General features: G+C 66.6%; 11 protein-coding genes. 10 read left to right on the forward strand and 1 reads right to left on the reverse strand.

Features of this window, described 5'->3' with window-relative positions:
• The first annotated feature begins 162 nt into the window (after window positions 1-162).
• Entirely contained in the window at window positions 163-2,613 is a 2,451-nt protein-coding gene (locus ACFQS4_RS06430) for a thermonuclease family protein (RefSeq protein ID WP_497902825.1), read from the forward strand.
• A 37-nt stretch (window positions 2,614-2,650) separates the two neighbouring features.
• Here the strand turns inward: ACFQS4_RS06430 and ACFQS4_RS06435 are convergent, their stop codons facing one another.
• Window positions 2,651-3,715: a quinone-dependent dihydroorotate dehydrogenase gene (locus ACFQS4_RS06435; protein WP_497902826.1), complete on the reverse strand. Its 1,065-nt coding sequence runs from the start codon at window positions 3,713-3,715 to the stop codon at window positions 2,651-2,653.
• Between the two features lie 276 nt (window positions 3,716-3,991).
• Between ACFQS4_RS06435 and ACFQS4_RS06440 the strand changes: the two genes are divergently transcribed.
• From ACFQS4_RS06440 to ACFQS4_RS06480, 9 genes are read left to right on the forward strand one after another with little or no spacing between them, the layout of a single operon-like run.
• Complete coding sequence (locus ACFQS4_RS06440; protein WP_497902827.1) at window positions 3,992-5,119, forward strand: monovalent cation/H+ antiporter subunit E; 1,128 nt, start codon at window positions 3,992-3,994, stop codon at window positions 5,117-5,119.
• Window positions 5,116-5,397: a cation:proton antiporter gene (locus ACFQS4_RS06445; protein ID WP_497902828.1), complete on the forward strand. Its 282-nt coding sequence runs from the start codon at window positions 5,116-5,118 to the stop codon at window positions 5,395-5,397. The genes ACFQS4_RS06440 and ACFQS4_RS06445 overlap by 4 nt, the downstream gene beginning before the upstream one ends.
• Window positions 5,394-5,741 (forward strand): monovalent cation/H(+) antiporter subunit G, encoded by a 348-nt coding sequence (gene mnhG, locus ACFQS4_RS06450; protein WP_497902829.1) that lies wholly within the window; start codon window positions 5,394-5,396, stop codon window positions 5,739-5,741. Before ACFQS4_RS06445 ends, mnhG begins: the two co-directional genes overlap by 4 nt.
• The gene (locus ACFQS4_RS06455; RefSeq protein ID WP_497902830.1) at window positions 5,738-6,277 is read left to right on the forward strand and encodes a DUF4040 domain-containing protein; all 540 of its coding nucleotides are present in this window, start codon (window positions 5,738-5,740) and stop codon (window positions 6,275-6,277) included. The genes mnhG and ACFQS4_RS06455 overlap by 4 nt, the downstream gene beginning before the upstream one ends.
• A complete protein-coding gene (locus ACFQS4_RS06460; protein ID WP_497902831.1) occupies window positions 6,277-6,774 on the forward strand; it encodes an MnhB domain-containing protein in 498 nt (165 codons plus the stop codon). Before ACFQS4_RS06455 ends, ACFQS4_RS06460 begins: the two co-directional genes overlap by 1 nt.
• Window positions 6,767-7,129 carry a cation:proton antiporter subunit C gene (locus tag ACFQS4_RS06465; protein ID WP_497902832.1) on the forward strand — a complete coding sequence of 121 codons (363 nt, stop codon included), beginning with the start codon at window positions 6,767-6,769 and terminating at the stop codon, window positions 7,127-7,129. The genes ACFQS4_RS06460 and ACFQS4_RS06465 overlap by 8 nt, the downstream gene beginning before the upstream one ends.
• On the forward strand, window positions 7,122-8,729 hold the full coding sequence (locus ACFQS4_RS06470; protein WP_497902833.1) for a proton-conducting transporter transmembrane domain-containing protein: 1,608 nt from the start codon (window positions 7,122-7,124) through the stop codon (window positions 8,727-8,729). Before ACFQS4_RS06465 ends, ACFQS4_RS06470 begins: the two co-directional genes overlap by 8 nt.
• Window positions 8,729-10,645: a proton-conducting transporter transmembrane domain-containing protein gene (locus ACFQS4_RS06475; RefSeq protein ID WP_497902834.1), complete on the forward strand. Its 1,917-nt coding sequence runs from the start codon at window positions 8,729-8,731 to the stop codon at window positions 10,643-10,645. Before ACFQS4_RS06470 ends, ACFQS4_RS06475 begins: the two co-directional genes overlap by 1 nt.
• Window positions 10,642-12,468 carry a Na(+)/H(+) antiporter subunit D gene (locus ACFQS4_RS06480; protein ID WP_497902835.1) on the forward strand — a complete coding sequence of 609 codons (1,827 nt, stop codon included), beginning with the start codon at window positions 10,642-10,644 and terminating at the stop codon, window positions 12,466-12,468. The genes ACFQS4_RS06475 and ACFQS4_RS06480 overlap by 4 nt, the downstream gene beginning before the upstream one ends.
• The last annotated feature ends 197 nt before the right edge of the window (window positions 12,469-12,665 follow it).

Genomic DNA, 12,665 nt, shown 5'->3' on the forward strand with positions numbered 1-12,665 from the left:
CACTGCTATATTGATGTGTGGCTGACACCTTCTCTCAGCCTTCTTCAGAAGTAATTCAGGAGTGACTATAGCCGGTTTAAATAAGAATGATACTTAACAACATAGTATTATTTGTCGGAATATTGATGTTCAGTCGCCAGACAATCACTGCCGTGTTACACTGTGAAACGGCGTACCTTCATTAAAACCGTCACGAGCACGCTCGCCGGGCTGGCCGCAGCGCAACCGGCACAGGCTGCCGATTCCGCGCTCGACTGTGGCGTCTGGTACGACGCCGAGATCACACGCGTCGTCGACGGTGACACCTTCGACGTCTACGTGTACGAGACCGGTGAGGAGTACAACGTCCGCACGCTCGGGCACGACACGCCCGAGAAAACCGGCAACACGAGCTACGAGAAGATCGAGGAGTGGGAGTTCATCGAGGACGAGGCGCACCTCGAGCACTGGGGCAACGAGGCCACCAGTTTTGCCGAGACGGAACTCCCGGCGGGTTCGGCCTGCCAGGTCCAGGTCGACTGCGCCTCCGAGGAAATCGATCAGTTCGGCCGTCTCCTCGCGAAGATCCGGTACGACCGAGCCGGCGACGGCACCTACACGGTGTACAACAAACTCACCCTCGAGGAGGGATACGCCCGGGTGTACGCCGCGAGCCTGACGAACACCGACGAGTACCTCGAGGCCCAGGAAGCCGCCCGGGCGGCCGGGCGCGGGCTCTGGGTCGCCGACGATGGCCACGTCTCGGAGTGGCGAAACGACGACGTCGCGGCGACGTTCCATCCCCACACCTCGAGCGTGAGGACGACGGACGGCCCCGTCCCCGATTCGCGAGTGCCGGTCTGGGCCGAGGACACCGCCGTCCAGGAGAACACGGCCTCGAGCACCGTCGACTACGACGCGATTCCGATGGTCGGCGTGGACGAGTCGCGCAACCTCGCGTACTTCGGTGGCTGTACGATAAACGAGCGCTGGGAGGGCGAGTCGGCCGACCTGAACCACTTCACGTTCGTCACGAACCTGATCGACCACCTGCACGGGAGCGACGAGCCCTCGGGGCCGGTGCTTGTCGATGGCGGCCACCGAACCTTCGAGCAGGACAATGCGGTGTCGGCCGAAGACACCGCCTACTACCAGCGCCACCTCGAGGGGCTGGGTATCGAACTCCACAGCATCAATGAGTACGGGAACGGATACGGGTACAGCCTGTCGGAGGCCCGCGCGCTCGTCGCCTCCTGTAGCCCGGAGGCGTGGAGCGACGCCGAAATCACGGAGGTGCAGAATTACGTCGACGAGGGAGGTGTCGTCCTCCTGATGGGCAGCGGCAGCGAAACCGCCGGAGAACGAGCCAATCTCGACGACCTCGCCGCGGGCCTCGGGTCGGACCTCCGGCTAAACTACGACGACGTTCGCGACGACACGAACTACGCCGGCGATAGTCGAAAGCTTCTCAAAACGAGTCAGCTGAACACCGCCGACTTCCACCTCTGGTCGGCTTACGAAAGCGGCAAGGGTATTCGAACGGACGTCTTGCGTGCGTCGCCGAACGATCCCGGCGCCGACGCAGATCACGAGTGGACGCTCGCGGACCCCGCCGACGAATTCGCCGGCGAGCTCGATACGATCACCGTCGACTACCCCGACGGGACCAGTCTGGACGGCCTCACGAACGACGACGTGACGGTATCCATGGATCGGGACGGCGATGGCACGGTCGACGAGATCCCCGTCAACGCCGACGAGTACACCGGAAGCGCGGCGACGTTCGACCTCGACGGTCGGTATAACACGTCGGTCGAGGGTGAGGTGCGGGTCGAAATCGCCGGCGTCGCGAATCCGGAGTCGGGCGAGTACGTCGCGACGGAGACGCTCGAGGGCGACGACAGCCTCTCGATCGACGCCGAATACAACGTCACCGACCTGACCGTCGCGACGGACGCGGCGACCCGCGTCGGCGACGCGTCAGCGACGCTGAACGGAACGCTCGAGGACCTCGACGGCGCCGACTGGGGCGAGGTCTCCTTCGAGTGGGGGCGGGCGGGCGACCTCGTGAACACCACGAAGACCCGCCTGCTCGAGGATACCGGATCGTTCAGTGAGGACGTCGACGGACTCGAAGCGGGCGCCGAGTACGAGTTCCGCGCCGTCGTGGAGTCCAACCACGGTTACACCGCCTACGGATCCGTTCGAGCGTTCACCGCCGAAACGGACGTTCGGTCCGACGTTCTCGAGGCCGACCCGGCAACGGCGGGTACGGAGTCCTACCACACGTGGACCCTGGCGGATCCGTCCGCCGACTTCGACGGCGAGGTCGACACGATCACGGTCGACTATCCTGACGGAACCAGCGTAGACGGGCTCACGAACGACGACGTGACCGTCTACATGGACCGCAACGGGGACGGGACGGTCGACGAGATCGCCGTCAACTCGGACGAATACGCCGGAAGCGCCGCAACGTTCGACCTCAACGGCGTCTACAACACGTCGGTCGAGGGCGAGGTGCGCGTCGAAATCGATGGCGTGACCAATCCCGTGTCGGGCGAGTACGTCGCAAACGAGACGCTCGAGGGGGAGGATTTCCACTCCGTCGACGCCGAATTCATCGTGGACTGACGGGGCACGAGAGCGTCGCCACCCGAAAATCGATATCTCACTCGAGGTCAGCCCCAACAGCGTCTTCGATCGACGAAAACCCGTCCTCGCGGAGCAACTCGAGGAGCCCACGATTCATCTCCCTCGCCGTCGACGGCCCGTTGTAGACGAAACCAGTGTAGAGTTGCACCAGCGAAGCCCCGGCGCGGATCTTCTCGTAGGCGCGCTCGGCGGAGTCGACGCCGCCGACGCCGATAATGGGCACGTCGGTGTTCGACGCCAGGAGACGAACGACGTCCGTCGAGCGATCCCGCAGCGGAGCACCGCTCAGCCCACCCCACTCCTCGCTCGCGGGCGAGCGCAGGCCCTCGCGCCCGGTCGACGTGTTCGTAGCGACGATCCCGTCGACTCCCTGGGCCTCGACGATCTCGAGCAACTCGAGGACCGACTCCTCGGGCGAATCGGGACCGATCTTCACCAGAAGCGGGACGTCGGCGTCGTTCTCGGCGTGGAGGGTCTCGAAGATGGCCTCGAGGTGCTCGGGCGAACTCTCGTCGAACTCGTCGGGCGTGTTCGGACAGGAGACGTTGACGACGACGTAGTCGGCGAACGGCGCCAGTCTGGTGAAGACGCGGCGGTAGTCCTCGATCGCCTCGCGCTCGCTCGAGGTGTTCATCTTTCCAATGTTGACGCCGAGGGGAATCCGGGGCGTGCCGTCGGCTTCCAGCCGCTTTCGGACCCGATCCATCCCGTCGCCGTTGAATCCCATCCGGTTGACCATCGCCTCGTCCTCCTGGAGGCGGAACAGGCGCGGGCGCTCGTTGCCGGTCTGGGCGTACGGCGTCACGGTCCCGATTTCGACGAAGCCGAATCCGAGGGCGGCCAGGGCGTGCGTACACTCCGCGTTCTTGTCGAAGCCCGCGGCGACGCCCACGGGATTGGGGAACGTCGTCCCGAACCGCTCGACCTCGAGGGCGGGGTGTTCGTACCGGTAGGCGGCCTCGAGGGCCCATCTGGTCGGCCACGTCGACTGGGCCGCCCGGAGGGCCGCCTTCCCGGCGTCGTGAGCCGTTTCGGGCGGCAGCGCGAACGCCAGCGGCCGGAGCCGCGAGTACAGCGTCATCGAGTATCGCCTAGTCCTCCAGTGGGAAAACACCTAAAGGACTCGAAACCCCAATTCAGGAAACGCGTTCCGGAACCCGAAAAAATCCCCGTTCCATCTGGCGGATAACGAAATAGTTTTCCTGCGGCTACCGCTTGAGTCGACTATCAGACACCAGCGCCATGAGTAACGAATATCGCACGCGTTCGAGCGTCGTTTTCGGAGCCGGATCGGGGGCCGGAACCCGGGCGACTCGAGCGTGTCACCCGCACGGGCGCTCGACCGGAGGGAGCCACCGTGGCGGCTGACCGCCTGCTCGTTCCGCTCTCTGAGTCGTCCACCGTCCGCCAGACGGTCGCCTACGCGGTCCAGTCGAGTCTCGAGTCCGAGTCCGGCCCCGGGGAACTCGTCTGTCACCTCGTGGTCGCCGTCCCCTTCGAGGCCGACGTCCCCGAGGAGCGCGCGGAACTCGAGGCCGCCGAGCGTTTGCTCGAGCGCGCGGCGACGTGGGTCGGCGAAGACACCGACGACGTCGACGCGACCGTTATCGTCGAGACGGCCATCATCGGCGCCGACGAGTACCTCTTCGGCCCGAAGGACTACGCCGACGCGTTCGCGGCCTATGCCGAGGCACACGACCTGGACCGACTCGTCCTCGATCCGGAGTACCAGCCCGGGGCGACCGCGCCGCTGTTGCAACCGCTCGAGCGCGAACTTACACGGACCGACCTGCCATTCGACGAAGCGCCGGTCGACCGGCCAGCCCAGCACGCGCGATTCGTCAGTACCGGCGGCTGGCGTCGCTTTTTCGGTCTCTTCGGCATCTCGTTCATTTTCTACCTGATCCTCGGCGATCCGACCTATTGGTTCGACCTCGTCACCGGCGTCGCCGTCGCCGGAATCGTCTCGCTGACGCTCTCGCAGGTCACGTTCATCCACGAGCCGTCGATCACGCGCGGCCCCGTGTTGCTGGTTCGCTTTCTGCTCTACATTCCCTACCTCCTTTACGAGATCGTCAAAGCCAACGTGGCGGTTTCGATCGCCATCCTTCGGCCCTCGATGCCGATCGAGCCCACGTTGACGCGCGTCGACGCCCGCGTCAAGAGCGGCCTGCCGCTGCTTGCGCTGGCCAACAGCATCACGCTCACGCCAGGGACGCTGACCGTCCGGGCGAACGACCAGTCGCTGATCGTCCACACGCTGATCCCTGCCGCACAGGACGATCTGTTCGACGGCGGCCTCGAGCGAGCGATCCGGTTCGTCTTCTACGGCCGGGGGTCCGCGGCCATCGCGTCGCCTCGAGAACGGGAAGATGCCGAGGTCGTCTATCCGGAGCCTGCTCTCGACGCGGACGCTGATGCGGACACTGACGCTGACCCAGACTCGAACTCCAGGTCTTCCACCGAAAGAGGTGACGAACGATGATGCCGACCGACCTCAGCGAGATCTTCCTCGCCGCCGCCGCGGTGTTCGTCGTGCTCGCCATCGTCATGTTCTACCGCGCGGTCGCCGGCCCGACGACCCAGGACCGTCTCCTCGCGGTCAACGTCCTCGGGACGAACACGGTCGTCATCCTCGCGCTGCTCTCGGTGGCGCTCGAGCAGCCGTGGTACCTCGACATCGCGCTGATCTACGCCCTGTTGAACTTCCTGATGGCGATCGCCATCTCGAAGTTCACCGTCGAACGAGGTGGAGTGCTGTGATCGAGACGATCCGCTTCTGGGCCATCGTCACCCTCGTCTGTGCGGGTGTGTTCTTCACGCTCGTCTCGGCGATCGGCGTCATCCGCCTTCCAGATGTCTACACACGCGCGCACACGGCCTCCCAGACGGACACACTGGGCGCCGGCTTTACGCTCGCGGCGGTCGCGCTGGCGCTGGGATGGCAACACGCGACGGCGTACACCGTCCTCCTGCTGTTCTTCGTCTTCGTCACGAACCCGACGGCCGCCCACGCCATCGCGCGTTCGGCCTCCGACGTCGGTATCGATCCGTGGACGGCCGACGACGCCCGCGACCAGGACGACACGGGAGGTGACTCGCGATGAGCGCCGTCGCCTACACCCTCGCGGCGTTCGTCCTGCTGTCGGCCGTCGCGACCGCGCTGTTCCGGGACGTCCTCTCGGCCATCGTCGTCTTCGGCGCCTACAGCCTGGGAATGGCGATCCTGTACGCCTTCCTACTCGCGCCCGACGTGGCCATGACCGAAGCCGCCATCGGCGCTGGCGTGACGACGGTGCTCCTGTTGCTCACCATCGCCCGGACGGCCCGTCCGACGACCGAGGACCGCTTCGAGTCGATTCACGTGCCCTCGCTCGTCGTCGTCGGGGCGTTCGTCCTCGTGCTCGTGACGGCGGTCCTGCCCGAGATGTACGCCGTCGGCTCCCAGGAGGCGCCCATCTGGGCGAACGCCGAGGTGACCCAGGCGTACCTCGAGTCGGCGTACACGGACACGGGGGCCGAAAACGCGGTGACGGCCGTCCTGGCCGCCTACCGTGGCTTCGACACCTTCGGGGAGGCGGTCGTCGTCTTCGCGGCCGGCGTCGCCACCTTGCTCGTCCTGAAACGGGAGGTGTTCGTCTGATGAGCGATCGGGAACCCGTCAACGGTGGGTTCGAGGACACCTACACCGAGAGCCAGGTCATCCTCGTGGCGGTCAGGATCATCGCCCCGTTCACGCTCACCTACGGTCTGTTCATGACTCTACACGGGGCGAACACGCCCGGCGGGAGCTTCCAGGGTGGTGCCATCGTCGGCGTCACCATCCTCATGATCGCCTTCGCGTTCGGAATCGAGCCGACCCGACAGTGGCTCGCAAACAGCGCCATCGTCGCCCTCGTGACCGGCGGGGTCGCCGTCTTCGTCGGGATCGGCCTCGCGACCATCGCCCTGGACGGCGCGTTCCTCGAGTACGCGCGCTTCGAGTCGATCGGCATCGCCAAAAAGTGGGGGATGGAGGCCATCGAGGTCGGTGGCATCGCCCTGATCGTCTCGGGGGTGATCGTCACGCTGTTCTTCGCGACGGCAGCGGGTTTCGCGACCAACGAATTCGACGAGACGGAGGGATCTACCGATGATTGAGCTACTCGCAAGCCACTACGCCTACGTCCTGGTGTTCGTCGTGCTCGGCATCGGGCTCTACATGACTATCGCCAGCCAGAACCTCGTGAAGAAACTGATCGGCGTCAACCTGTTCCAGTCGGCGATCTTCCTGTTCTTCGTCGCCACGGCCTACGTCGAGGGCGGCCGGGCGCCGATTCTCAAAACGGGGACGGACGCGCCGCTGGCGAGTCCGCTCCCGCAGGTGATCGTGCTCACCGCCATCGTCGTCGGCATCGCGTTGACGGCGGTCGGCCTCGCGCTCATCGTCCGCATCCACGGCGAGTACGGGACGCTTCGGGAGGACACCCTCCGGGAGGTGCGCAGCGATGAGTAGCCTCGAGACGCTCGTCGTCCTGCTGATCGTCGCGCCCATCCTGCTGTCGCTGGCGCCGATCGCGCTCGGCCTTCGATACGACCGCGTCGGCTGGCCGGTCGCAACGATTACGACGGCGGGGCTGTTCGCCGCCGTTCTCGTGCTGGCGTCGGACGTCTTCGTCGCCGAGGGGACGAACCGCGAGGTCGCCCGGATTCACGTGCTCGGGAACTTCGAGGCCCCGATGGGGATCGAACTCGTCGCGGACCCGCTGTCGACCCTGATCGCCCTCCTGATCACCGGAACGGCGTTCGGCGTCCTCCTCCACACCCGGACGAACGGGCCGCGCGGGAACACGTTCTACACTGCCTACCTGCTGCTCGTCGGCGGCCTGCTCGGGATCACGCTCACCGGCGACGTGTTCAACCTGTTCGTCTTCCTCGAGATCACGAGCCTCGCGACCTACGCGCTGGTCGCCAGCGGCGACGGCCCCGAGTCGGCGGTCGCCGCTCTGAAGTACCTGATCCTGGGGACGGTCGCGGCCTCGCTGTACCTCATGGGCGTGGGCCTCCTGTTCATGGGAACCGGGACGCTCAACATGGCCGACCTGGCCGCGACCATTCCCGAACTCGAGGGCCAGAACGTCACCCTCGCTCGCGCGGGTCTGGCCTTTATCGTCATCGGCTTCGCGATCAAGGTCGCCCAGTGGCCCCTCCATAGCTGGCAGCCAGACGCCTACCAGCACGCCCCCGACGGGGTGACGCCGGTGATCGCCGCGCTCGTCTCGACGGCCTCGGCGTACGCCCTCGGGCGCGTCCTCTTCGGGGTCTACGGCCCCGGATTTATCGCCTCGACGCCCAACGCGTCGGCGGTCGTCGTGACCATCGGCTGTCTCAGCGTTGTCGCCGGGAGCACGCTCGCGGTGATCCAGCGCGACGTCATGCGACTGCTGGCATACTCCTCGGTGTCCCAGTTCGGGCTGATCGTCGCCGCCTACGGCGTGCTCACCGAGCAGGCGCTCTCCGGCGCGCTTATCCACCTCGTCGGCCACGGGCTGACGAAGGCCGGCCTGTTCGTCGCCGTCGGCTGGATCGCCATCGCTCACGGCGCCCGAACGGTCGACGAGTACGCCGGCCTCGCCGGTCGACAGCCGTTCGTCGCCGGGGCGATGGCCGTCCTCTTGCTCTCGCTCGTCGGCATCCCGCCCTCGGTCGGCTTCGTCGGCAAGTGGTACATCGCCATCGGTGCCGTCGAGGCCCAGGCCTGGCCCGTTGCCGCCGTCATCCTCTTCAGCACCATGCTCACTCTCGCCTACGTCGCCCGGTTGCTCGAGACCATGTACGTCACCCCACCTATCGATTCGGCGGTCGAACCGGCTCACGACACTCCGGCAGCGACCGACGGGGGGCGTCCGGGATCCGGCGCTGGCGCCGATGCCGGATCCAACCACGGCCCCGGCCTCGAGCGCGCCAGGATCACGACCCGAAAGTCTGTCCCGTTCGGCACTCTCGCAGTGCTCGTCCTCGCCGCCGTCCTCGCCGTCGCGCTCGGGTTCGCCGGTGAACTGTTCGTCGACGTGCTCACCCCGTTCCTCGAGAGCGTCCTGGAGGTGTCTTCCTGATGGTAGAACACGCCGTTGCCGACCCGCGACCGCTGGCAGCCGTCCTCGTCTCGGCCGTCACTGTCGCCCTGATCATCGCCTCGTACCGCCACCCGAACGTCCGCGAGGGGTGGTCCGTCTTGGCCGCGCTCTCGAAGTTCGCCATCGTCGCGAGCATGCTCCCAGGCGTGATGAACGGGACCGTCTACCAGTGGCGCCTCAGCGAGGCGACGGGCTACACGTTCGTCTCGGGGATCGACTTCACCCTGCGGGCCGACCCACTGGGCCTCTTCTTCGCCCTGCTCGCGAGTTTCCTGTGGATCTTCACCTCGTTCTACGCCGCGGGCTATATGCGCGGGCTGGACGAACACGCCCAGACGCGCTTTTTCGCCGCGTTCGCGGCCAGCCTCTCGACGGCCGTCGGCATCGCGTTCGCCGGCAACCTGGTCACCATCTTCGTCTTCTACGAACTCCTCTCGCTCGTGACCTACCCGCTGGTCGCGCACAACGAGGACGATGAGGCCCGGATCGCCGGCCGGAAGTACCTCTTCTACACGTTCTTCGGCGGCGGGGTCCTCCTGCTCGCGGGCACGGTGTTGGTTTACTGGCTCACCTCGGGGGTCGGGGAACCCACGCTCGCCTTCGAGTCCGGCGGCATGTCGGCACTCGCCGACGCCGCCGCGGCCGATCCTGCGATGGCCCAGGCGGCCTTCTACCTCCTGATCGCCGGCTTCGGCGTCAAAGCCGCGGTGATGCCGCTTCACTCCTGGCTCGCCGACGCGATGGTCGCGCCGACGCCCGTCTCCGGCCTGCTCCACGCCGTCGCCGTCGTCAAGTCCGGCGCCTTCGGCGTCGCCAGAGTCATCCTCGAGGTGTACGGTCCCGAGACCATCCGGGACCTGCCCCTGTCGGTCCCCGGCGTCGGCGAGGTGGGCCTCAACATCCCCGTGGCGATCATGGCCGCGTTCACGCTGACCGCGGCGAGCATCATCGCCATGCGCAAGGACCACCTCAAGCGCCGGCTGGCGTACTCGACGACGGCCCAGCTATCGTACATCGTCCTCGGGCTCTCGTTGTTGCACCCGTGGACCATCTTCGGCGCGCTGTTCCACATCCCGGCCCATGCGTTCGGCAAGCTCACGCTGTTCTTCTGTGCCGGGGCGATCCACGTCGAGACCCACACCGACTACATCAGCGAGATGGCGGGCATCGGCAAGCGGATGCCGCTCACCCTGTCGGCGTTCACGATTGGCGCGGCAGGGATGGCCGGTATGCCCCTGGTCGCCGGCTTCGTCAGCAAGTTCTACATGTTGATCGGCTCGGTTCGGCTCGAGGGGTCGGAGTGGATCTACCTGGACGGGTGGGGCTGGCTCTTCGCGGCCACCCTCCTGCTCTCGGGTGTGCTCAACATCGCGTACTTCTGGCCAATCGTCTACACCGCGTTCTTCGAACGTGAGGACCGCCACGACGCGAAGCCGCTCGTCGAGTTCCCGATGGGCGGGCAGTTCCGGTCCTACACCGGGCGTGTGGCCGACCCCGTCCAGCCCGACGGCGGGCGGAACGAGGTCGATGCGGACGCCGGGAGCCTCGAGGGCGAGGGTACGACCGACGCCGAAACGGACGGTCACGCGAACCACGCCGTCGACGCCAACCCGAGCGACGCCGACGTCCCGTTCGGAGCCGGGACGCGTCGCGGGCCCCGCGGAGAACCCGTCCCCATCGATAGCGACCACGACCACGGACACCACGGCGGCCCGCCCGCCGACGGCTGGGCGCGCCACACCCCGCTCACCGAGAGCACGTGGCTCATGCTCGTGCCCATCACCGTCATCGCCACCGGAGCCGTCGTCCTCGGCGTGATTCCCGACTATGCGATCTTCCTCGAGCTGGCGGGAACCATCGTCGAGAACGTCACCGGGGAGGTGGTCCTCGGATGACCGCCACCGCTGAGACGCTCGTCTACGCCTACCCGCCCCTGCTCGTCCTGACGGCGGCGCTGCTCGCGCTCGTCCTGCCCCGCGTCGTCGGCTACGCCGTCGGCGCGCTCTCGCTCTTCGGCGTCCTCGCTGCCTCTCTGCTCGTTCCGGAGGGCCAGCACCTGACGACGACGTTCCTCGGCTTCGCCGACGTTCAGCCGTTCTTCGTCGACGACTTCAGCCGGATGATCGGGACTGGCATCGGCTTCCTCGGCGGTATGGCCGTCGTCTACGCCTACTCGAGCGAGGCCAGCCGCCGGCTACTCGCACTCGCGCTGTTCTACGTCGCGTCCTGTCTCGGCGCGGCGTTCGCGGGTGACTGGCTCGCGCTGGTCTTCATGTGGGAACTCATGGCGATGACCAGTACCCTGCTGGTGTGGCTCCACGGCGACGACGCCGTCCGCGCGGGCTTTCGGTACGCGCTGTTCCACGGCATCGGCGGCGTGCTGGTGCTGTTCGCCGTCACCGCCCACTACGCCCAGACGGGGACGTTCGCCTACGAGGGCGGCATCGCGGGCGGCATCCCGACGATCCTGGCGATGGTCGGCATCGGCGTCAACGTCGGCTTCATCGGCCTGCACACCTGGCTCCCCGACACCTATCCCCGCCCGCACATCGCCGCGTCGGTCTTCCTTTCGGTGTTCACCACGAAGACGAGCGCGTACGTCCTCTACCGCGCGTTCCCCGGCGACGGCGACCTCGCGCTGGCGTACATGGGCGGGCTGATGGCGGTCTACGGCGCCACCTTCGCGCTCCTCCAGCACGACATGCGTGCGTTGTTGTCTTACCACATCCAGGCCCAGGTCGGCTACATGGTCGCCGGCATCGGGATCGCCTCGAACCTGGCCGTCGCCGGCGCGATGGGGCACCTGTTCAACAACGTCCTCTACAAGAGCCTGCTGTTCATGGCCGTCGGCGTCATCATCTATCGGACCGGCGAGGAGGACCTGTACAAACTCGGCGGGCTCTGGCGCGAGATGCCCCTGACGGCGGCCGCGTTCGGTCTCGGCGCGCTCTCGATCACCGCCGTTCCCGGATTCAACGGCTACATCAGCAAGGGAATGATCCTCGACGCGGCCAACCCCGATCCGAGTTACTACGGTGCACCTGAGTACCAGGTCCTGTACTACCTGCTCTGGCTCGGCGCCATCGGAACCTTCCTCTCGTTCATCAAACTCGGCTACTACGCCTTCCTCCACGGGGAGAACGACCTCGAGGTGGCCGACGCGCGGCCGGGTCAGACCGTCGCCATGCTCTCGGTCGGCGGCGCGTGTCTCCTCCTGGGGGTCTGGTGGCAGGGCTTCGTCGACTTCCTGCCGCTGATCGAGGGGACGGCCTTCGAGTATCCGGGCGGCGAGAGCCACCTCCACCCCTACAGCGAGAGCCACCTGACCGATTCGGCCCTGCTGCTGGGCATCTCGGTCGTCGGCTTCGCGCTCGTCCGCAAGCCACTCTCGAAACTCGACATCGCGGATCCGGCGACGATCGTCTACCCCGTCGGCTACTACGTCGGGCGGTGGTCGACCCTCGCCGTCACCGAACTGTTCGCCGCGGTCGACCGGGCCGCCGTCTCGCTCGTACGGTCGGGCTACTGGGTCGGAAACAACCCCGTACTCGCCGTCGAGCGGGCGACGCGAGGCCTGCCGTCGTGGCTCGTCGACCTCGAGGAGACGGGACGAACCGACGGCGGCCGCCCTTCGACGCTCTCGCTGCGGGCGACCATCGGGACGAGCGTCCTCCTCATTACGCTCGCCCTGACAGTCGTGCTGGCGCTCGTGCTCTGACCGGAGTCGATCGATTCCGAGCGGCCACCGACGACGCTCGAGGCTCGCTGGAACGTCGATCACGATAGCTCGAGACTACAGCTCCCGCAAGCGTCGCATAACAATGGGCGAACGGACGAATCTCAGTCGTAGATGAGACGCACTTCTCTCCACGTACCGATACCGGCTCCCCGCGAGTTCGACGCTCGCCCTCCGAG

This window comes from Saliphagus sp. GCM10025317, assembly GCF_042663665.1.
Lineage (GTDB): Archaea > Halobacteriota > Halobacteria > Halobacteriales > Natrialbaceae > Natronosalvus.